Origin of the sequence: Parabacteroides sp. AM58-2XD (assembly GCF_003463685.1) — a bacterium.
GTDB lineage: Bacteria > Bacteroidota > Bacteroidia > Bacteroidales > Tannerellaceae > Parabacteroides > Parabacteroides segnis.
Window position 1 is genome coordinate 1 of record NZ_QSDP01000060.1, and the last position, 22,089, is coordinate 22,089.

Consider the following 22,089-nt stretch of genomic DNA (forward strand, 5'->3'; position numbering starts at 1 on the left):
TATAGAAACTTAGTTTTGTATATATAGAAACTTAGTTTTGTATATGAAACAAATATGAAGTTTTTTTGTGGAATAAATATAGTTTGATATATTAAAAAAAGTGAATTTTTGAATATTTTGCAATTCTTGCAGAAGTAGTAACTACTCACCTAATGTGGAAAGTGACGAGACATTTTTTGAAGAATCCGAGAAAGGTAACCGTCATCTCAAACGTCCTCCCCGCAAAAGGGGGACCGATCCTAAAAGCAGTGGTATATCGGATAACAAGGCTAAGGTTATAGTAACTACCGACAGAAAGAACGACCTGAACATGACACGCTGTGGAAAAGGAAGGCTGACCAAAGCGGACATCGCGGAAAGCCTGGGAACTCCGCTGGACAAGGACGTAATTCTTTGCTCTGACGGCCATGTAAGTTATAAGGGGTATGCAAACGACAACCACCTGAAGCATGTAGTGTTAAGAGACGACATAAAGCAAAGGGTCAAACAGGAAAGATTCCATATACAACACGTGAACTCGTTACACAACAGATTGAAGAAATGGATCGCTTCCACCTTTTGGGGAGTCTCTACGAAATACCTGCAGAATTACTTGAACTGGTTTAAGGTAGTGGTAACTGTACTTAAAAAGGAAGCGAACCACGCAAATGCTTTACTGAGGCTGTCAATGATGGAGAATAAGGCTCTCTTTGTAACGCAGTAATCAACTACAGCCACAAAATACCTATGACATGCGCAAGAAAATCAGCATTTATTCTGATCTTATTTTATTGGAAATCAGAAGTATTATGTCTTCGTTAGTCCGGGACAACAATGAGTATGAGAAACAACTATCGAATAACTCAATAATCGTCATTCGGGCATAGGTGAGTAGTTACCAGAAGTAGTAAGATGACAGGGCAACCGCATCAAATTATTTGAAAAGGGGGCAGCAAAGACTTTTTGAGGCTTGAAACGTCTTCGCTTTTCCGAAAGACTCTATCCTGCAATGGGGTTTATATATTTTGCTTTCACCCTTCATCGTGTATACTATGTTGTAATATAGGTAATTGTGGTGAAGGGTGGTGAAGCGGGGATAAAATGTTGTTTTCGAAAAAAAAGCGTACGTTTTTTTCCTGGAATGCGTACGGTTTTTCTTTAACGGACAGGCATCGGTTGTCCAACGAATAACTATCTGTTTCCAAACGGATGCCTGCTCACCGGAAGGTTTCCCGTTTCGGGCGTGAAGGCAGGCGGGAAAATGTTGCCTTCACCACAAGAGGCTGTAATACATCGTGTTACGTGTGTGAAGGATGAGGTGCGAAAATCATGGAGGGGAAGTAATGTTTCCGTCACGAACTTTCTCATGCTTAAAACTACCTTTACTGTCTTGCAAAACGGTGTTTTCTTTCGGACGAGAGATGCTTTTGATGCGGTTGCCCTGGTAAGATGAAGATTTATCCAGATTTTTGATTTATTATTGTAATTATTCATCTTTGTATGCGACTGATGTAGTAAACAATACGATAACGAGTTAATGAATGCACAGCAACAAGAGAAGGAGTTTATAGCGCTTGTAGAAGAATATAAGCAGGTTCTATATAAGGTCTGCTATATCTATGCAAGTGATCCGGAGAATCTGAACGACCTGTATCAGGAAGTCGTGATCAACCTGTGGAAAGCCTTTCCCCGCTTCCGGAGCGAGTGTAAGGCTTCCACCTGGGTGTATCGCATCGGGCTGAATACTTGTATTTCTTTTTTCCGCAAGTCAAAGTCCAAACCGGAAGTGATACCGATTTCGGTCGACCTGGAAGATTTTGTGGAAGAAGAAGATAAAACAACCCAGCTTCATGAACTTTATCGGATGATAAACCGGCTGGGACGTTTGGAGCGTGCACTGATCCTGCTTTGGCTGGAAGAAAAGAGTTATCAGGAGATGGCGGATATTACCGGACTTTCCCGTAATAATGTGGCAGTAAAACTCAATCGTATTAAAGAGAAGCTAAGAATCATGTCAAACAGTTAAATTAAAAAGAATATGGAACTGGAAGAATTAAAAGCAGGTTGGAATGTGCTGAACGAGCGATTGGCACAAAATGAGATATTGAATAAAAGGATCATTAAGGAGATGATAATTAATCGGACACAGTCGGCCTATGAACGGTTGTTCAGGTTTGATTTGTTTGGACTTATATTGGCATTCGTGATGTGTGTGTTGTTTCCTGTGCTAGTTGTGACAGGTAAAATCGTGATGCAGCCGCTCTCTTTTGCTGTATTGGAAGGGACTATTGGCATAGGATTTATTATACAAGTCTTTTTCTCCGCTATCCTTCTTAGGTTCAATATGGAGAAGAAGAGGATTTGTGAACTGGCCCGGCTTACGTTAATTTATAAACTTTGGATGAAAAGGAATTTCATGTTTGCTTCGGGACTTGTAGTTTCAGCTCTGATTGCTTTTCTGTTTATTGAAAAGGCCCGGCTTGTCGCTAATTGGGAAATACGTCTGATATTAATATTGCTCTTTATTTCTATTATGATGTTCTATCAAATCCGTTTTTACCTGAGAAATATCCGAACAATAGAGAAAGGCCTGGAAGAACTGAAGGAGTTCGAAGAAGAAGTGGGTTAGAATAGGTCGGAATGGGTGACATTAAAAAGACAAGTCATGACGGATATATCTTTTTTATCGGTGTTGGCCCCCGTCTTGATTTTAAATTGAAATCGGTGGTAGTAACTTATGTTGATTTTGATGAACACCGTCCCTCTGATTTTGAACCTATCAAAGAAAAGCTGGATGGCATTCATCCTGTCCTGTTCGGTTTGAAATGTGTGGGTGGCATCCGGAAAGACTTCAGGAATATGCAATTAGGATTTAATATCGCTTATTTACCTAGTTTTACCCGTTTATCGGATGGAATACGTGACCGTACATTTACATTTGGATTATCTTTGGGGTACAAATTAGGAACAGAAAAGACGGGTACTATTCGTAGCGTTCGTCGTCATAAATAATAAGATATACAGCTTATGGATCGTAGCAAAGATTCTTCTTATTGGATTGAAAAACTAAATATGTCTCCGCATCCGGAGGGTGGTTATTTTAAAGAAGTATATCGTCCGGACAGGTGGAAACCTATTTCCGAATATCCATCCGACCGCAGAGTGTTGACAACAATCTATTACCTGTTGGAAGAGGCGGACTTTTCGGCTTTTCACCGTATTCAATCTCCGGAAAGCTGGTTTTTCCATAAGGGCGAACCTTTACATATCTATTCTTTCGAAAAAGGACAACTTGTTTGTCGTGAACTTTCGGATCAGGAGGGAGGACAGTTACAGATCACTGTTGAACCTGATATTTGGTTTGCTGCCCGCCTGAAAAATCCGAAAGGTTTTACATTGGTAAGTTGTGCTGTCGCTCCTGGATTTGAATATAAAGATTTCGAACTGGCCCGGAAAGAAGAACTGGTCGTTAGGTATCCTCAGGAAAAAGAGATTATTGAACAATTGTGTAGATAGAGAAAACTATCTACACAACTAAAATATAGGCTCTGTATTTTGTCTCCTTTGTCACCGGGCATAAAGATAAGTATCCTTCCCTGATTTTGCCATTTTCTATGGTGAGCGGGTAAGCTCCTTTCATGAAACGATGACGTTCGTAGGCATCTCCGGCTTTACTGTCATAAGTGATATGGAAATCGCCAATGGCATGCGGAGCTAGATATTTTTGACTGAGGCGGAGGGCGACCATTCCCATCGTATAGCGCATATTGATCTCGATACAGGGATGGAGGGCATACGAACCGTCTTTTGTTTTGTAGACGATCATATCCACTCCCAGATATCCATGGTATATATTTCCATAAATGCTTTTCAGGGCTTCTGTAACCGCTTCCTGGGTCCGCTGGTAAACATCTTCTCCTATCCAACGTTTGATCGGTGTAGCCAGATATTCCTGACTTCCCAATACATTTCCGGAGTAGGAACCTTTTTTTTCCGTACTGAAGACGGAGAGTCCTTCATAGGTGACATGGCCTTCCCCATCGGAATAAAACTCCATCGCTAAATCATGGACCTTGTCTAGTCCGCATTCAATACTGACAGTGCCCTGTTTATTGATAGCCCCTTCTATCCAGGTACGGTCTTTGGGGGTGAGTTTGCGCTCCGGTATCCAGTGCAAACCGCGTCCGGACGAAGAATAAGGAGTCTTTACAACAAAAGGGGCATTTTGCAGGATCTGGTATTTTTCTATTTCCCTGATCTTTTTGCAGAATTTCGGAGTAGCCGGTATGGGAAGGTCGGGTAACAGCTGGCGGATTCGTTCAAGGCATTCTGCGCTGTCTGCCTACCGGTCAGCCGGAAATATTCTTCTTTCCAGGTCGGTACGGATAAATTCAATTGTAATTCTTGTTTCAGTTTCTCAAAGACGTGCAGGCTGTGCGGAGATATTCCCCAGGGAGACGCAGCCAGTTCCGGAAGAGAAGGAGCTAACTCTTTCAATTCTTTTACGGAAACAAGCGTGGCAAACGGCCTGAGCTCTTTGGGTTGTAAAGAAAAGAAACGAGGCGAAGCGATCTCTTCTGTAAATACGTAATCGTTGCTATCGGCATACCATACAGGAAGATATGATAACTCCTGTATCATTCTTCGTACGTTTGCCGGAGGTGTATAGTTCTCCGTGCCTAGCAGTACGGCAGTTTCATGTCCGGGATTAAATAAATGTATCTGGGATATCATATAAAATAGTAGATGTATATAAACAGCGAAGCCGTCTGTTAGCGAGACGGCTTCGTTTTATTTATTCAAGATTTTCATCTATTGCATCGATCTTTTTAATTATGAGCGCCATCTCATCTTTTAGTTTTTCGATCTTGCGCTCCATCTCTTTCACGAGACCGCCACCGCCTTTCGAGGAGATGCTGAGGAAGCCGATATTATTTTCGTATGTCTGCAATTCATTTTTCATGCGGTCATACATTCTCATCAGCTTTTCGCGTTCGCCATACAGTTTGCCTTTTCCATGTTCGCCTGCCATATCGTTCAGGTTACTGCGGAATGACTGCATCTTACGATCTGTCTGGTCTACTTTCAAACGGTCGAACTGGCTGTCTACCGCTTCGTGATATTCTTTATAGATTTTATCTTTTTCCTTGAAAGGTACATGACCGATTGCATTCCATTCAGCCATCATGTCTTTCAGTTCAGCTAATGCTTCATCTGCACTCAACGTTTCATCCAGCTTATTGATCTTTTCGATCAATGCTTTTTTTGCGGCCAGATTTGTCTGTTCTACGCCCTTCTGGGAGGAAACATTTTTATTTTTCTGTTCGAAGAAATAATCACAGGCAGAAATGAAACGCTTCCATACAACATCCGAGTGCTTGCGGGCAACCGAACCGATCGTTTTCCATTCTTTCTGGAGAGCGATCATCTTTTCAGTCGTACTCTTCCATTCTACGCTGTCTTTCAGTGCTTCCGCTTTCTCACACAAGGCTTTTTTCAGTTCGAGATTCTTTTCCATCTCTTCCTTGATATTCTTGTAGAAAGCGCTTTTCTTGTTGAAATATACATCACAGGCAGCGCGGAAGCGTTCGAAAATCTTTACATTGGATTTTTTCGGTGCGAAACCGATTGTTTTCCATTTATCCTGTAAAGCGATCACCTCTTTATTCTTTTCTTCCCAGTCTTTGAATGTCTTCAATGCATCGAAGTCGATACCTTCTATTTCTTCGCAGATAGCTGTTTTTGCGACCAGATTTTCCTGTTCTTTCGATTTCAGCGATTCGAAATGCTCCTGATGACGTTTGTTGATCACGGTAGAAGCCGCTTTGAAACGAGCCCATAACTCTTCACGCAGTTCTTTGGCAACCGGACCGATCTCACGCCATTGCTGATGTAGTTTTTGAAGCTGGTGGAATGCGGACACGACATCCGGTTCGGTTTGCAGCTTTTCAACTGTTTCACATAGAGCAGTTTTCAATTCCAGATTTTTCTTGAAGTCGTAATCGCGGAACTGGTTATTGATCTTGATTATATCATAGAATCTTTCGCTGTAAGTCTGATAGTTTTTCCACAGTTCGTTTGCATGTTCCTGTGGTACGGCTTTAATTTCTTTCCATCTCTGTTGGATGTCTTTAAAGTCGTTGTATAGCTTATTGAAGTCGTCCTGACTTTCGGTAAGCACTTTTAACTGGTCGATCAGTTGAAGTTTCAGTGCATAGTTCGCAGCCTTTATGCGTTCTTCTTCTGCCAGGATTGCAGCTCTTTTTTCTTTAAAAACGGCCAGCAATTCTTTCAGTTTGTTTTCGCCTTCATCTTCAGGAGCGACGAAATCCTTTTCTTCTCCACCACCTTCGAGGAATGTTTTCTTCGATTCTTCAACTTCGGCTCTGTGGATTTTATAAAATGCCTGTTTCAACGATTCCACTTCGTTGCGTGCCGTTTCGGCAGCAGCATTTACCAATTCAGCTAATTTTTCAAGAATTTCTTCTTTTGATAATTTACTGATAGCGTTCGCTGTCGCTTCATCCGGGGTTTCAGTTGTTTCAACTTCAGCCGCAGTGTTCTCCGGAGTTACTTCCGGTGCTTTAGTTTCTTCTAATTTGCCGGTTTCTTCAGCTGGCAGATTAGTTTCATGAGTGTCCTTCATATTCAATCACATTTAAGAAAAGGATAAAAAGCATTTCTATATCAAGTCACAAATTAAAGTATTTATTTTTGGATTACAGCATTTGCGGGCAATTTATTTATTAGAAAAGGTTAATATTCGTGTAAAAAGTCCGGAATTAACCGCTTTGTTCTCCAAAAAATGTATTAAACAAAAATCCCTGCAACTTGCATTGAGCAGATTACAGGGACTTTTTATAAATAGTTGCAGTTTTTTTATCCCAGGAACGAGATCAATACGCCGGCTGCAACAGCCGAACCGATTACGCCGGAAATGTTGCTGGCCATGCAATACTGCAATACATGGTTTTTGGGATCGTATTGCAATGCAATCTCATTGGCAACACGTGAAGCCATTGGGACGGCACTTAATCCGGTTGCACCGATAAGCGGATTGATTTTCTTCTTGGTGAACAGGTTGAACAGTTTTACGAAGAAGATACCGCCAGCGATAGACAAGGCAAAAGCCAGGAATCCACCGATCACAATACCGATCGTTGTAAAGTTCAGGAAGCTTCCGCCGTCATGGTTGCACCTACCGATAGTCCCAGGAAGATGGTCGCTGCATTCATGATACTGTTGGATGCAGCATCGAATAGACGGAATGTATTGGTTCCGATTTCTTTTACAAGGTTACCGAACATCAACATACCGATCAAAGGCACTGAACTGGGAACAAACAAGGCAACAACAGTAGTAACAATAATTGGGAATATAATTTTTAAAACCCGCATATTCTTAATCTCTACTGTTGAAGGATATTTCTTTTCCTGTTCCTTCATATTGATACGAAGTTCTTTTTGGGAGCAAAGAGCTTTGACTACCAGTGGTATGATTACAGGGACCAGTGCCATATATGAATAAGCAGCAATGGCAATCGGACCTAATAAATGAGGTGCGAGTTTAATGGTTGTAAAGATCGCTGTAGGTCCATCTGCCCCCCCGATGATACCGAGAGAGCCGGCTTCCTGCGGAGTGAATCCCATCAGGATTGCTACCAGTAAAACGGTGAAAATACCCAGCTGGGCAGCTGCACCGAAAATCGACAGGCGAAGATTGCGCAACATCGGGCCGAAGTCGGTCAAGGCTCCTACACCCATAAAAATGATTGGCGGAAGGAAACCGGTCTTGATCAGCATGTAATAGATGAAGTTCATGATTCCCAGTTCATGAGCAATGTCGTGCAACGGCATTTCCCAGATGTTTTTCATTACTCCGTTAACATTGACCAATCCATTTTCATCAGCCTGGATCACGCCCATGTCACCTCCGGGGAAGTTGGCGAGCAGCACCCCGAATGCAATAGGGACAAGCAGCAAAGGTTCGTATTGCTTCTTGATACCTAGATAAAGCAATATGAATGCGATTGCATACATGATCAGGAACTGCGGTTCAGCAATAATGTTGCTGAACGCAGTCATTTCATACAGATTTTGAAATATCTCGTTCATTACTGTATAGTCATTAATATGTCGTCTTCAGAAACTGTGTCGCCACCAGCGTAGTTGATGGAAGTGATCTTTCCGCTGAATTCCGAACGTACGGCATTATATGTTTTCATTGCTTCCACATAACAAAGCACATCGCCTTCTTTGACTATATCTCCAACTTTAAGTGGTGTGTCGGAAGCGTTCTTTACGAGGAAGAATTTTCCTTCCAGCGGTGAAAGAATTTCATTTCCGGCTCCGGCAGGCGCTGGAGCGGCCGGTGCTGCGGATTGTGCGGCCTGGGCAGGAGCAGCAGCAGCAGTATTAGCCGTATCTCCGAAAGCAACTGTTACGCGGTAAGGCTGTCCGTCTACATCTACAGTCAGTACCTGGGGTGTTGTAGGCAGAGCTGCCGAAGCGGTTGTGGCCGGTGCTGCCGGTTGTGCCTTTCCCTGCAAAGCTGCTTTTTTCTGGGCAACATCAGCGAGGAATTCGACTTTCGCTTTTCCGGAACGGTAGGCTTCGTACTGAGCCGGGTGCATTGCATATTCGAACAATTCTTCGTCGTCTTCGCCGGTTTCCCATTGTTTCTCGTTCATCATCTTGCGATATTTGTCAAGAGCATCCGGGTAGTTGTCCTGCGGATTTCCTTCGAAGAATTCGCGTCCTTCGGCTTTTGCCTTTTCGATGATTTCAGGAGCCAGCGGACCAGGCAGTCTTCCGGCTTTTCCGAGAAGCATATCCCAGATGTCGTCGGCGATCATGCTCCAGCGTGCTTTCCCTTTTTCCATCTGCATTACGTTCATCAGTGCCAGGTTCTTTACATACTGGCTGAACGGTGTTACCAATGGAGGATAACCGACACGTGGCCATACATAAGCCACTTCGTCGAACAGCTTGATCAGCAGCTGGTCTTGCGACATCAGCGGCTTGTTGTTCTTGATATTGTTTTTGTTGATCGATTCCAGATTCTTTTCCAGGTCAGACATCAGGCTACCCATCATACCGCCGGGAAGTCCCGGGCCAATCAGCAATGAGTTCATCAGGCGGTTTTTCGGACTGATATACAATCCTAAGAAATCATCCATAAATTCCTGGATCATGCTGCGTACTTTCATGTAGGCTTCCATATTGATTTCCGGTACTTTGTAACCGGCATCTTTCAACATGGCCTGCACGGTCAGCAGGTCGGCATGCCCTGTGCCCCATGACAGTGGCTCCATACCTACGTCGATATAGTCGCAACCGGCGTTGCACACTTCCAGGATAGAAGCTACATTAAATCCGGGACCTGCATGGCTATGATACTGGATAGGTATTTCAGGGTGTTTCGCTTTGATATTGGCAACGATCTGTCCCAATGAATAAGGACGTCCGATACCTGCCATGTCCTTGATGCAGATTTCGTCTGCTCCCAGTTCGATCAGTTCCAGGGCCATCTTGGTATAATATTCGACCGTGTGGATAGGCGAGTGGGTGATACAGAGCGAACACTGGGAGATCATCCCGGCTTCTTTGGCATACTGGATGGAAGGAGCAATGTTGCGTACGTCATTCAGGCCGCAGAATGTACGGGTGATGTCGGTGCCCTGTGCTTTCTTTACCTTGTAGAATAGCTGGCGTACATCTGCCGGAACCGGACTCATGCGGAGGCCGTTCAGTGCACGGTCCAGCATATGTGTTTGAATACCTGCTTCATGGAATGGCTTCGTCCATTCACGTACGGCTTTATTGGGATTTTCTCCGAATAGTAAATTAACTTGCTCGAATCCCCCTCCGTTGGTTTCAACGCGGGCAAAACAGCCCATTTCAACAATAGCGGGGGCAACTCTGGTTAGCTGGTCTACTCTGGGAACATATTTTCCGGCAGATTGCCACATGTCTCTGAAGACCAAACTGAATTTGATTTCTCTTTTCATGATATATTATGTATAGCTAGTATTATAATTTTTCAATTTTGGTAACCTTTCCTTGTCCACCTGTTACCATGCTGACAGCGGCTACGATAGCGGCGGTAGTCTTACCCGGAATATTTCCGGACTGTCCGGCCGCAACAGGTTGTGTTGTTACTTGTTTTTTTACGATGACTTCTTCCGGTGCGTACTTGTTAACCAATGTGATTAATCCTTTTCCTAAATAGATTACGATTAAAAGAATTGCAAATACCGTGGTCATTCCGACTACCATTAACAAAAGTCCAGTTTCTATGTTTTCCATATCTATATTTATGATAATAAGTGTTGTGGGAAGCGATCAAAACAATCTCCGCCAAGTTATAAATTGCATGCAAAAATAACAAAATCCCGCAATTTCCTTTGCTGGAAGACTATAAAAAAAGTAAAAGAATAGAATATTTATTCTTTTGAATGTTTTGTTCCGTAGTATTAATGCGGTTTTTTGTGATAAATGGTTATTTTCGAGTTTGTTGTTAAAATTGTTGAGAATGGTTCAGAATTTATCAAATTTGAATGTAGCGTCGTTGGTAGGGGCGGTTCGCGAACCGCTCTTACGGTGTCAATGTAAGCCTGTAAGGCTTTAACAAACCAGCCCAGGGTTCTAACCCTGGGTTTATGAAAACTCGCTCCTGCCTTTCCGCCCTGTAAGGGCGGGACAAGCTAAATATCAACTCTTTTCGTCTTGTCGCACCCCTACAGGGTGCCTCAGAAAGAGAAGGATTCAAGGGAACCCGGGGTTAGAACCCCGGGCTAGTTTGTTACAGGCCTACAGCCTGAAGACACCGTCGCTAACTGGCTCATCCTATAATTAGCAGATAGCTCAATTTTTTTCTAAAGTCGAATTATTCCGGGATATTACGGAATAATGCTGTGAGGAAAGAATCAGAGCGTATGAGGCAAAGAAAAGATAACATGTACACTTTTATGTGCAATTGTTTGAAATGATGGGTTTGACAAAATGAATCAATATGGAGTTATCCTTGAACAAAAAGATTCTATCAGTCGGATTTTTGTGGCGCGTATATTCTTTCAAACCGATGCTCTGGAATGTTTTCGGATACAATATTTAACAGTATGGTCTACGAATACATCTTTTATGATTCGTTTAAAAGAAATTACCTACTCGTTTAAAACGAATTTTTTCTCATTTTAAATGATAGGTAATTCGTTTAAACCGAGATTTGTGTTAATAAGTGTTGAGTTGGCTTCTTTTTGAAGTTTTTTTCTCCCCAAAAAGCATGTTGAAAAACATTTTTATTTTCTGTAACAAGGGAAATAATGGTTGTGGATGAAAAGATATATTGATAGTGCGTTTGAATAATCTGTGACTCGTTGCGTGGTTTAGTTCTTTATAGATTTCATAATGTTGTATTTGTGAGTCCAGGTATGGCTCGGTGTTATTGGCTGAATCGCTGACAAGTAAATGAACAACAACAGGTCTTGATTGATGGCTGTACAGCTTCTCTAAAAGTAGGTTGAAATGACATTCTGATATGTGTAGATTGTTGTTTTAAAATAAATCTGTTTTTATATGGTTTATGATATCTTGTTACATATGGCAAATTCAAAATAATCGGTATATTTGTCCCCTCGAACATAAACATATAACCATGGGGAATTTCTTTACATCTTTGTTTTCTTCTTCCAAAAGTGAGGATACGGCAGAAGGAAAAGCTAAAAACGATCAGAAAAACTTCGACATATTAAAATATGACGGTATCCGTGCGCAAAAAATCGGCCAGGTGGCCTATGCTATCAAATGCTTTACGGAAGCCTTGAATATACAGGAAGATTTTGAAACAATGAACCATCTGGTATCGGCCTATTCAATGGCAAACCAGACGGAAAAGGCTTTGGAAACATTGAACCGTATGGTGGAAATGGAGCCGGAGCATATCCAGACGTTGTTGACAAGGGTCAGCGTGCTCTTTATGCTGGATAAGGAAGCCGAGGTCATTGCCGACTGCCTGCGAGTGATCGAACTGGATGAGTCGAACCATCTAGCCTGGTTCCTGATGGCAAAAGCCAAAAGAACAACCGGCGACCAGTTGGGAGCCATTGCCGACCTGACGAAAGCCATTGCCCTGAAAGATGATTTCACGGATGCTTATCTGCTTCGTGCAGAGGTGCTGCTTGCCATGAAACAGGGACAGGAGGCTTTGCCCGATATCGAGAAAGCGATCTCATTGGCTCCGGAAGAAGAAACAACATATCTGGTAAGAGGTAAAATACACGAATCGCTGGGTGATTTGGATGCTGCCACCGATGATTACCAGCAGGCGCTCGACCTGAACCCGTTCAATGAAGATGCCTGTATACTGAAAGGTTCGCTGCTGATCACTAAAAACTTGTTAGACGAAGCTATTGTCTTTTTCGATGAGGCCATTGAAATAAAGCCTGACTTTGCCAAGGCTTATGCCGAACGCGGACGCGCCAAAAACCAGAAAGGCGATAAAGAAGGTGCTTTCGAAGACCTGAAAAAATCAATCGAACTGAATCCGGAAGGAGAGGAAGCCAAGAAGTTTGAAGGACAACATAATTTTGATAATATGTACAAAGGAGGGATTTTTTAATATCTACATATCAGTTTATTAATTGATTATTGAGCAGTGGATGATTTGTTTTTCTTTTGCAAAAATAGTCAAATCAATTTGAAAAAAACAGCTAACTCTTTGTTTATTAAAAAAAGCCTCTATCTTTGCAGCCCGAATTGATATGTAAGATAATAATAAATAAATATATAGAAAGATGAAAAGAACATTCCAACCTTCCAACAGAAAAAGAAAGAACAAGCATGGCTTCCGTTCTAGAATGGCTACTGCTAATGGCCGCAGAGTATTAGCATCTCGTCGTGCTAAAGGAAGAGCTAAATTAACTGTATCTGACGAATATAACGGATAATCTCCGTTAGAAGAAATTATTATAAGAAAGTAGAGGTTTTTGCTAAAAAGCCTTTACTTTCTTTGTTTTAACGGCTTTGTTTTCTATTTTTGATCTCGCCTACAAAAACAAACAGAGATGAATAACTTTTTTGTTAAACTGATAAAGAATCCGTACGTCTTGAACCTGCTGCTGGCAGTGGTCGTGACCAGTGGTCTGATCTATGGCGCTTTGAAATGGCTGGATCATTATACACGGCATAATGAGGCCGTTGTAGTTCCGGATGTGAAGGGACTGAAGATAGAAGAAGCCGCTGAATTCTTCAAAAATAACAATCTGCGTTATAATGTGATCGACTCGGTATTTTCTAAAGACGTGGAACCGGGAGCAATCGTCGAACTGTCTCCATTGGCCGGCTCGAAGGTGAAAGAAGGACGTATCGTTTTTATCACCGTGAATGCTTTGACCTCGCAGATGGCAACAATCCCGGAAGTGGAAGACTTGTCATTCCGTCAGGCGTATGCGCTTTTAAAAGCCCGCGGGTTTGAAAATGTGGAGATCGAGTATGTTCCGGGTGACTTCAAGGATCTGGCAGTTTCTGTCGATCTGCGTGGACGGGCGTTGGCAAAAGGTGAGCATGTTCCGCTTACGGCACCGCTGGTGCTGAAGGTGAGCAGCGGTGAAGCCGAGATGCTTCCCGACTCTTTGTCGATCGACTCCCTGTCGACAATGCCCATCGAATCATTGGATAGTGAAGAAGAAAACTGGTTTTAGCTATGGATGAATTTTTCGACGAAATGGATGATGAACAGGTTGATGACCTGTTAGAACAGAACGAGGAGGGTACTCCCCAACTGTATGAACATTTCCGCTTCGTTGCCGATCGCGGGCAATCCTTGTTGCGGGTAGATAAATTCCTGGTAGACCGGATGATGGGTGCCACCCGTAACCGGATACAGTTGGCTGCCGATGCCGGTTGTATCCTGGCAAACGGCAAGCCGGTAAAAAGTAATTACCGGGTGAAACCGGAGGATGTCGTGACAATCGTTATGACACGTCCCCGTCGGGAACTGGAAATCATTCCCGAGAATATTCCTATTAAAATAGTATACGAAGACGACGATCTGATGGTGGTGGACAAACCGGCAGGCCTGGTTGTGCATCCGGGACACGGCAATTACACCGGTACGCTGGTGAATGCCTTGGCATGGTATCTGAAAGATGATCCGACCTACGACCCGAATGACCCGGCACTGGGACTCGTCCATCGTATCGATAAAGATACTTCCGGCTTGTTGCTTATAGCCAAGAAACCGGAGGCAAAGGCGCATCTCAGTATGCAGTTTTTCAATAAGACGACTAAACGCGAATACCGTGCCCTGGTATGGGGCATCGTGAAAGACGATGAAGGCCGTATCGAAGGTAATATCGGACGCGACCCGCGCGACCGGATGCAGATGACGGTATTTCCTGAAGGAGATCAGGGAAAGACAGCTGTTACCCATTACTCCGTGTTGGAACGCCTGGGATATGTGACATTGGTGAAATGCCGCCTGGAGACGGGACGTACGCATCAGATCCGTGTGCATATGAAATATATCGGGCATACGCTTTTCAACGATGAACGTTATGGTGGAAATGAAATACTGAAAGGAACGACTTTTACAAGATATAAACAGTTCGTACAGAACTGCTTTGCTATCTGTCCCCGGCAGGCACTCCATGCCAAGACGTTGGGGTTTGTGCATCCTACTACCGGCGAGGAAATGTTTTTTGATTCCGAAATTCCGGCCGATATGACACAATTGATAGAAAAGTGGCGGGTATATGCAAATACTAAAGAGATATAAAAATGAAAAAGAACATTGCTATTGTAGCCGGAGGAGACTCCTCTGAAATTGTTGTTTCATTAAAAAGTGCAGAAGGAATCTACTCTTTTATTGATAAAGACAAATATAATTTATATATTGCCATCGTTAAGAAGGGCGAATGGACGGTAAAACTTCCTGGAGGGGAACATACACCAATAGACAAAAATGATTTTAGTTTCCGTGAGAATGGCGAAGTAAAGCATTTCGACTTTGCTTACATCACTATTCATGGTACTCCGGGTGAAGACGGACGGTTGCAGGGATATTTCGATTTGATAGGCATGCCTTATTCTTCATGCAGTCAGTTGGTGAGCGCTCTGACCTTTAATAAGTTTGTTTGTAATAATTATTTGCGTAGCTTTGGCATCAGAGTCTCTGATTCCATCCGTTTGTTCAGAGGACAGACAGTTACGGACGAAGAGGCTGTGAGCCGTTTGGGATTGCCGATATTTGTGAAACCCAACGACGGGGGAAGCAGCTTCGGTGTTACAAAGGTGAAGGATGCTTCACAATTACAACCGGCTATAGCTAAGGCTTTTGCCGAAGGAAATGAGGTCATGCTGGAGAGTTTTATTTCCGGGACAGAAGTGACCTGCGGTTGTTATAAGGTAGGTTGTGGCTCGGGAACAGCGCGGAAAGAAGTAGTTTTTCCGCTTACCGAAGTAGTTACAAAGAATGAGTTCTTTGATTTTAACGCCAAGTACAACGGGGAGTCTGACGAGATCACTCCGGCCCGTATTTCTCCCGAACTGACGGAGAAGGTACAACGCGAAGCATCAAAGATTTACGATATACTGGGCGCCAAAGGGCTTATCCGGGTGGATTTTATTATTGAGGCAGACGGTGAACCGAAAATGCTCGAAGTAAATACAACACCGGGTATGACAGCTACCAGCTTTATTCCGCAGCAGGTTCGGGCTGCCGGATTGGATATCAAAGATGTCATGACTGACATTATTGAGAACGAACTGCAAAAGGTAGGTAAATAAAATTAAACGATATGGATACAGAAGTTTCCTATAATTTTGACGACATTCGTCCGCTGAACAACGACGAGGTGAAGGATGCAATCGAGGCATTGGTAACCAACGAAGATTTCGAGCGGGCCTTCCGGTACATCAAACCGGATGTAAACTGGAAAGAGTTTTCCGAAACAATGCGTTCTTTCAAGACGAAAGAAGATTTTAAATCGAAGCTGGCTTATGAGGCAGTGATGATGGTGGCTAACAAGACAACTTTCTCGCTGACGATCTCCGGACGAAGCCGTCTGCCGAAGGATAAAAAGCCTTGTACGTTTATTTCCAATCATCGGGATATTGTATTGGATGCTTCCTTCCTGAATGTCATGTTGTATGATGTAGGTTATGGTATGACACAGGTGGCCATCGGTGATAATCTGATGATCCGTCCCTGGATAGAAACTTTAGTTCGTCTGAACAACAGTTTTATCGTGAAACGTGGTGTTTCCGTACGTCAGATGCTGGATGTAAGCCGTACATTGTCTGCTTATATCCGTCATACGATCAACGAAACGAAAGAATCGATCTGGATTGCACAGCGTGAAGGCCGTGCCAAGGATTCGAACGACCGTACACAGGGTAGTGTGTTGAAAATGCTGAACATGAGCGGTGACAAGGATGTCGTATCGAATATCATGGACCTGAATATCTTTCCGGTAGCTATTTCTTATGAGTATGATCCGTGTGATTTCTTGAAAGCGAAAGAGTTCCAGATGAAACGCGATGATCCTAATTATGTGAAAAGTCAGCGTGACGACCTGTTGAGTATGGAAACAGGTATCCTGAACAATAAGGGCCGCGTTCATTTTACATTGACACAGCCTATCAATGATCAGCTAGCAGCTTTGGATAAGGATATGGAAAAGAATGAACTGATCGCTGCTATTGCAAACATCATAGACAAGGAAATCTATAAACATTACCGTTTCTATCCTTGTAATTACGTAGCATACGATATGTTGACAGGTACAAAGCGTTTCAGTAGTAACTACGGTTTAATAGACAAAAAACACTTTGAAGAATATTTGCAGGGACAGTTGGATAAAATTGTATTGGCAAACAAGGATGAAGCCTTCCTGCGTACAAAGATTCTGGAAATGTATACCAACCCGTTGAAGAATCACCTGGCAAATCAGGAATAAGATAGAAAGAAATCCATATAAAAATATGAATAGCAAAAGGTGTCCCGGAAAGGATGCCTTTTGTTGTTTATAAGCGAGTTTTGTTTAGGGAGTCATACCCTGTTTTTCTCTATAGGGTATGGTTGAATACCCTATATTCCGCCCCTCGCTACCCTATACCCTATTGCATGGTAGGCTATAGAGTAAATAGCTGTAAATCAGCCAATATAAAAAGAAAAGGACAGAAAAGGACAAAAAGGACACCCCCACATTTTCAGAAAGTGAAGTTTCAAAAAGCGTTGTCCATGCCGCAGGCTCTCTTTTGCCGTCTGCTTCAGCTGACGGTTTTAAAGATTAAAGGCAAAGCCTTTTCCTCTGTGGGTTTCAACCCCTTTTATTTCTTATTCAATATAAAAATAATTACAAGTTGTTTTTATGAAGCATACTCACGAAAGATTCATATTCTTCCTCAAAACTATACTTCTTGTGATGTTCTTCTTGTTTTCTGATATATTGTCGGACAGTGTTCAGTCTATCCGGACTTACCGAAACTGCAAAATAATCATCTTGCCATTGTAATGGTCCATATTTCATCTGAGAATACCAGTGAGATGATTCACCTTTTATCAACCTCTCTATCTCTCCGACAGATTGATTTGATTTCAGAAAAAGTAGAAGATGCATATGGTCGGTGAAACCTCCAATATGATCGATTAGAATGCCTTTTGATTTTGAATATTTGCGGATATGAGAGTATAATTCATACCGGTAATGTGAATTTTTTAATAAAGGAGCTCTATTTTTAGTGCTCCAAACGCAATGAATGATAAGTGATAAATAGGACATAGTTAAGTGTATTTTAGTGAATCGTAAATATAAGGAATAATCTTTAATTGAATAGGATAATAGATACTTTTTATCTTTTAAAGGGGTTAAAAACCCACAGAGGAAAAGGCTTTGCCTTTAGTTTTAAAAACCGTCAGCTGAAGCAGACGGCAAAAGAGAGCCTGCGGCATGGGCAACGCTTTGTGAAGGCTTGCTTTCTGAAAATGTGGCGGTGTCCTTTTTGTCCTTTTGTGTCCTATTTGCCTGGTATACGTTGATTGTCAATGATCTTATTTTCTTTTACCGTGCAACAGGGTGTATGTATTTTTACCTGTTTTCTTTTGCATATTTTGACGGACTAACTCCAAACTGTTTGATAAATGCAGACCAGAAATAAGATTGTGAACTGAACCCTACTGCATCCGATATCTCATATATCTTCATATTTCCCTGTAGCAATAGTTCGGCTGCTTTCTTTAAACGGCTGATTTTAATCAGTTCATTGGGGGTAAGATCTGATATGGCACGAATTTTACGGTACAGTGTCGGGCGGCTCAGGTGCATCAGGTCGGCGATCATGTTTACATCCAGGTCCGGATTACCAATATGTTCGTTGATGATCTCGTTCAACTTTTCAAGGAAACCTTCGTCTGCTTTAGTGTAAGCCATTGATTTCATGTTGGCGATCGGTGAGTTGAAATAGAACTTACGGATATTGTCCCGGTTTGATAACAGATTTGAAATTTGTGCCATCAGCAAGCTGGTGGAAAACGGTTTGTCTATATAAGCATCTGCTCCGAGTTCCAACCCTTCCAGGCGTGACTGCATGGTATTCTTTGCTGTCAATAAAATGATCGGGATATGGCTGAATTCAATATCCGCTTTTACGTGTTGGAGGAGGGCGAAGCCATCCATTACCGGCATCATGACATCGCTTATAATAAGTTGTACACTTTGTTTTTTCAACCAGTCCAATGCCTCGGAGCCATTACCGGCCACCAATACATTATAGTTCTCATTGACCTCGTCTGCGATGAAAGCACTCATTTCCTTATTGTCTTCAACGATCAGGACGGTCGGACGCCCCTCTTCGCAGGTATAAGTTATTTTAGGAAGGGAAGTCTGTGGCTGAGATTCCTCTTCTGTAGTCTTTACTGCTCCGGTTTGTTTTACCGGCAGGGTGATACGGAACATTGTCTGGTTGTTCTGGAAGTCCACCAATTCAAGTATTCCATGATGCATTTCGGCTAGCGAGCGAGCTAATGGTAATCCCAGACCGGTCCCTGGCTTGTCTTCATTTCCTTTGATACGGTAGAAAGGTTCGAATATTTTATCCCTCATATCGATAGGAACGGGAATCCCGTCGTTGATAAAGTCGATCATGAATGATTCGTAATCGGAAGATAGATGCAAGCGCACCACGATGCTCTTGGCTGCATACTTAACGGCATTCGAAAACAGGTTGCTCATTATCTTGGTGAGAGCTTCGCGGTCAACAAAAACATATAGTTCCTGTACAGACAGATCCAGATTTAACAGGAGATTATTCTCCGTGGCTATATCCTGAAAGCGTTTGGCGGTCTCGGAAAGGAGTGAAACGACTTCCGTGCGGACGAAGTTTAGACGATAACCTTCGATCTCTGTTTTCCGGAAATCCAGCAACTGGTTGACGAGTGATAACAGGCGGGATACATTTTTATCCATCAGTATCAGTGAGTTATTTTCTTTTTCTCCGATCTTGTCCGATTTCAGCAGACGCTCCAGCGGATTCTTGATCAGCGTGAGCGGCGTGCGGATCTCATGTGCGATGTTGATAAAGAAGTCGATCTTTGCCTGGTAAAGTTCTTTCTCTTTTTTGCTTTCAAATATCTGCATGTTGTATGCCATATTCCTTCTTTCTTTCTTTTGCCAGGAGAAGATCAGGTAAACAATCATTACCAGGAAGAAGAAAGCATAAATTACATAGGCTGTAGTGGATGTCCACCAGGGAGGGAGTACCGTGATATGCAGTCGGGTAATATCATCCCCCCAGCTGTTGGCAAGATTGGCTGCTTTTACTTCAAATGTATAGCTGCCCGGATGCAGGTCGGTGAAGTAAACGATGTTACGTTCTCCGAGTGAAATCCAATCCCTGTCGAGGTTAACCATCCGGTAAGCATATTGTACCGAACCGGGAGCAATGAAGTTGAGTGCAGAGAAATTGATATTGAAAGACGATTCTTTATGATTCAGTGTAATGCTTTTGACCTCCGATACGGCTGAACTGTTGATAACTTTCCTTCCGCCCGCTCCGTTCTGTATATCCAGGGAACTGATATGGACATCCATCTTTTCGCCTGCCGGACGTACATCTGCCGGTCTAAAGTGTATAAACCCTTTCACTGTACCAAAATAAAGGGTGCCGTCTTCATCTTTGAAAGCTGAATTATAATTGAACTGCCGAGTAACGAGGCCGTGTGCTTCCGTGTAGGTCGTGATTTCTTCGGTCTGTGTATTAAGGCGAACCAGCCCGTTTGCGGTACTGATCCAAATATAATTATTATCATCGGGGAGAATACGGAAAGCAACGTTACTCGCATGCCGTTTTTCACCGTATAATGTAATGATTCGCCGGTTTGAAAGTCATACTTGATCACTCCTTCCACCGTGGCAAACCACATATTGCCGGATTTGTCTTCACAAGCATCGTTTACTGAATTGTGGCGCTGGGTGTTCAGTTTATCATATTGGAGATACATACCGCTATTGCTGATCGTATTGAAATAATAGCTGCGGTTGAACATGCCGAGCCATATCTTTCCGACCCGGTCCTCATACAGGCAGTTGACGGCGAATGGCGGGAATTGGGTAGCATAAACAAAGCGGTCGTTCAGGTAGTCATAGCGAAAAATGCCGTCTTCCGTTCCGACCAGTACTTCTCCCTCACGCAGGACCTTGATACATTTGACGGTACTGTTCTTTACCGTTTGTGCATCTTTCAGCAGGTCGTAGTGTTTGATTACTTTCCGGGTCCGTATATCCATCAGGTCGATGCCATGTATCACATGGCCTACCCACAGGTTATCCCCGGAGGCCGCCAACCCCCGGATATTGGTGTGTGAAAGACTTTTCATGCCGGGGACAGGCTGGTAGTTGGTGAAAGTCCCGGTTTTCTTTTCCAGGCAATTGATGCCGGCGTCTTCTGTCCCTACCCAGATATTCCCGTAGATGTCTGTACAAATGTCGCGTATTACTTCTCCTTTCAGCGAATGTGTTTCGTTCCAGGGATAATATACATTGAAAGGACGGAAGGGAGAGTAGTAGTTCACTCCGTTTTGGTGGAAGCATATCCAGACTCCGTCTTCGCGATCTTTAAACAAGGCTGAGACAAAATGGCTGGATAGTGCATAGGGGTCTAACGGGTCCTGCCTGATACGTTTGCAGGTTCCGAGGTCCAGGTCATAGATGAACAGGCCCGAGTCGGTTCCGATCCAGAGTTCTTTCTGGTTTTTTTCAAGGAAACAGTTGATCAGGATAGTCAATTGATTTTTTTCCTGGATATTCAGGTCCTGATAGGTTTTTGAAAGAACATTGAATATTTTCACGTCATCATGCTCAAATGCCACATAAATGTTGGCAGAAGAAGGGGAGGGGGATAACATGGATAACTTCCGGGAGGTAGTGGCTGGTGAATGGGCAAACAGGTTGTGCGATTCCAGACTGCCGTCTTCCGGATTCAACAGGGAGATAAAGCCTTCCGAATCACCCAGCCAGAGGGAATTGTCTGCCATGATACAAAAGGAAGTATAGGTTTGTCCGTTATTACCGGCAAAGATATGAAACTGTCCATCGGATACATTATATTGTATCAGTGTTCCGTCCATGAGCAACCACAGCTGATTGTTTTTATCAAACCGGAATAGGTCGATCCCTTTGTTTTTTGTGAAAGGAACATGCAGAAATGATTCTTTGGTCTCATTGTACTGGTATAGCCCGGAAAGTACCCACCCATAAATTACCGTCACGGTCGCAGTCCAGATGTGTGATCCAGTTGTTGCCGAGCGATTCCGGGACGTCCGGGTCATTCCGGAATACTTTAAATGTATAGCCGTCGAAACGGTTCAGACCGTCACGGGTCCCGATCCATATATAGCCGCTTTTATCCTGTACGCAACAGGTCACCATATTATCGCTTAACCCGTTTTCCACCTGGTAATGCCGGAAAAGGTAATTGCTTTCTTCTGCAAAAAGCCAGCAGGAACAAGACAGGAAAAGTATAGATAAGATCAACTTCAGATAGCTCATATATAAGTTTGTTGTTTGACACTGCAAGATATGCAAAATTGTATTACCAGTTTTCATTTATTGTA

At 43.0% G+C, this 22,089-nt stretch carries 19 protein-coding genes and 2 pseudogenes; 11 read left to right on the forward strand and 10 right to left on the reverse strand.

Going from position 1 to position 22,089, the window contains the following annotated elements; genetic code table 11:
• The first annotated feature begins 154 nt into the window (after nt 1-154).
• On the forward strand, nt 155-703 hold the full coding sequence (locus DXA15_RS15090) for an IS1595 family transposase (protein ID WP_158579673.1): 549 nt from the start codon (nt 155-157) through the stop codon (nt 701-703).
• Nucleotides 704-1,170: 467 nt separating this feature from the next.
• Here DXA15_RS15090 and DXA15_RS25295 read toward each other — a convergent pair whose 3' ends face one another.
• Nucleotides 1,171-1,347 carry a hypothetical protein gene (locus DXA15_RS25295; RefSeq protein ID WP_158579674.1) on the reverse strand — a complete coding sequence of 59 codons (177 nt, stop codon included), beginning with the start codon at nt 1,345-1,347 and terminating at the stop codon, nt 1,171-1,173.
• 169 nt (nt 1,348-1,516) lie between these two features.
• Between DXA15_RS25295 and DXA15_RS15095 the strand changes: the two genes are divergently transcribed.
• From DXA15_RS15095 to DXA15_RS15110, 4 genes are read left to right on the forward strand one after another with little or no spacing between them, the layout of a single operon-like run.
• Nucleotides 1,517-2,005: an RNA polymerase sigma factor gene (locus tag DXA15_RS15095; RefSeq protein WP_128134551.1), complete on the forward strand. Its 489-nt coding sequence runs from the start codon at nt 1,517-1,519 to the stop codon at nt 2,003-2,005.
• Between the two features lie 12 nt (nt 2,006-2,017).
• On the forward strand, nt 2,018-2,608 hold the full coding sequence (locus DXA15_RS15100) for a hypothetical protein (protein WP_048318192.1): 591 nt from the start codon (nt 2,018-2,020) through the stop codon (nt 2,606-2,608).
• 11 nt (nt 2,609-2,619) lie between these two features.
• Nucleotides 2,620-2,991, forward strand: a complete 372-nt coding sequence (locus tag DXA15_RS15105; protein ID WP_233567310.1) for a hypothetical protein — start codon at nt 2,620-2,622, stop codon at nt 2,989-2,991.
• A gap of 15 nt (nt 2,992-3,006) precedes the next feature.
• The gene (locus DXA15_RS15110) at nt 3,007-3,495 is read left to right on the forward strand and encodes a cupin domain-containing protein (protein ID WP_128134552.1); all 489 of its coding nucleotides are present in this window, start codon (nt 3,007-3,009) and stop codon (nt 3,493-3,495) included.
• A gap of 10 nt (nt 3,496-3,505) precedes the next feature.
• Here DXA15_RS15110 and DXA15_RS28045 read toward each other — a convergent pair.
• From DXA15_RS28045 to DXA15_RS15135, 5 genes and pseudogenes are all read right to left on the reverse strand, one after another.
• Nucleotides 3,506-4,713, reverse strand: a pseudogene (locus DXA15_RS28045) (hypothetical protein).
• Nucleotides 4,714-4,774: 61 nt separating this feature from the next.
• On the reverse strand, nt 4,775-6,625 hold the full coding sequence (locus DXA15_RS15120) for a DUF349 domain-containing protein (protein WP_128134553.1): 1,851 nt from the start codon (nt 6,623-6,625) through the stop codon (nt 4,775-4,777).
• A gap of 233 nt (nt 6,626-6,858) precedes the next feature.
• Nucleotides 6,859-8,093, reverse strand: a pseudogene (locus tag DXA15_RS15125) (sodium ion-translocating decarboxylase subunit beta).
• A complete protein-coding gene (locus tag DXA15_RS15130) occupies nt 8,093-9,988 on the reverse strand; it encodes a biotin/lipoyl-containing protein (RefSeq protein WP_044246000.1) in 1,896 nt (631 codons plus the stop codon). The pseudogene DXA15_RS15125 and the gene DXA15_RS15130 overlap by 1 nt, the downstream one beginning before the upstream one ends.
• A gap of 22 nt (nt 9,989-10,010) precedes the next feature.
• Complete coding sequence (locus DXA15_RS15135) at nt 10,011-10,286, reverse strand: OadG family protein (RefSeq protein WP_010801500.1); 276 nt, start codon at nt 10,284-10,286, stop codon at nt 10,011-10,013.
• Between the two features lie 1,348 nt (nt 10,287-11,634).
• Here DXA15_RS15135 and DXA15_RS15140 point away from each other — a divergent pair.
• The 6 genes from DXA15_RS15140 (at nt 11,635) to DXA15_RS15165 (ending at nt 16,936) form a co-directional block, all read left to right on the forward strand.
• A complete protein-coding gene (locus tag DXA15_RS15140) occupies nt 11,635-12,597 on the forward strand; it encodes a tetratricopeptide repeat protein (RefSeq protein WP_128134554.1) in 963 nt (320 codons plus the stop codon).
• A 175-nt stretch (nt 12,598-12,772) separates the two neighbouring features.
• Nucleotides 12,773-12,925 (forward strand): 50S ribosomal protein L34, encoded by a 153-nt coding sequence (gene rpmH, locus DXA15_RS15145; protein WP_005633099.1) that lies wholly within the window; start codon nt 12,773-12,775, stop codon nt 12,923-12,925.
• Nucleotides 12,926-13,042: 117 nt separating this feature from the next.
• Nucleotides 13,043-13,678: a PASTA domain-containing protein gene (locus DXA15_RS15150; RefSeq protein WP_128134555.1), complete on the forward strand. Its 636-nt coding sequence runs from the start codon at nt 13,043-13,045 to the stop codon at nt 13,676-13,678.
• Between the two features lie 2 nt (nt 13,679-13,680).
• Nucleotides 13,681-14,754, forward strand: coding sequence for an RluA family pseudouridine synthase (locus tag DXA15_RS15155; RefSeq protein WP_128134556.1), 1,074 nt, complete (start codon nt 13,681-13,683; stop codon nt 14,752-14,754).
• 2 nt (nt 14,755-14,756) lie between these two features.
• Complete coding sequence (locus tag DXA15_RS15160; protein ID WP_128134557.1) at nt 14,757-15,764, forward strand: D-alanine--D-alanine ligase; 1,008 nt, start codon at nt 14,757-14,759, stop codon at nt 15,762-15,764.
• Nucleotides 15,765-15,775: 11 nt separating this feature from the next.
• Nucleotides 15,776-16,936 carry a 1-acyl-sn-glycerol-3-phosphate acyltransferase gene (locus tag DXA15_RS15165; RefSeq protein ID WP_128134558.1) on the forward strand — a complete coding sequence of 387 codons (1,161 nt, stop codon included), beginning with the start codon at nt 15,776-15,778 and terminating at the stop codon, nt 16,934-16,936.
• A gap of 399 nt (nt 16,937-17,335) precedes the next feature.
• On the opposite strand, the gene tnpA is transcribed toward DXA15_RS15165, so the two are convergent.
• The 4 genes from tnpA to DXA15_RS26650 all read right to left on the reverse strand — a co-directional run bounded on the left by tnpA (nt 17,336) and on the right by DXA15_RS26650 (nt 22,024).
• Entirely contained in the window at nt 17,336-17,761 is a 426-nt protein-coding gene (gene tnpA / locus DXA15_RS28050; RefSeq protein WP_128134559.1) for an IS200/IS605 family transposase, read from the reverse strand.
• 306 nt (nt 17,762-18,067) lie between these two features.
• Entirely contained in the window at nt 18,068-20,122 is a 2,055-nt protein-coding gene (locus DXA15_RS26640; protein ID WP_233567313.1) for a hybrid sensor histidine kinase/response regulator transcription factor, read from the reverse strand.
• Nucleotides 20,119-21,744, reverse strand: a complete 1,626-nt coding sequence (locus DXA15_RS26645) for a two-component regulator propeller domain-containing protein (RefSeq protein WP_233567314.1) — start codon at nt 21,742-21,744, stop codon at nt 20,119-20,121. Before DXA15_RS26645 ends, DXA15_RS26640 begins: the two co-directional genes overlap by 4 nt.
• Complete coding sequence (locus DXA15_RS26650; protein ID WP_233567315.1) at nt 21,695-22,024, reverse strand: two-component regulator propeller domain-containing protein; 330 nt, start codon at nt 22,022-22,024, stop codon at nt 21,695-21,697. Before DXA15_RS26650 ends, DXA15_RS26645 begins: the two co-directional genes overlap by 50 nt.
• Between the last annotated feature and the right edge of the window lie 65 nt (nt 22,025-22,089).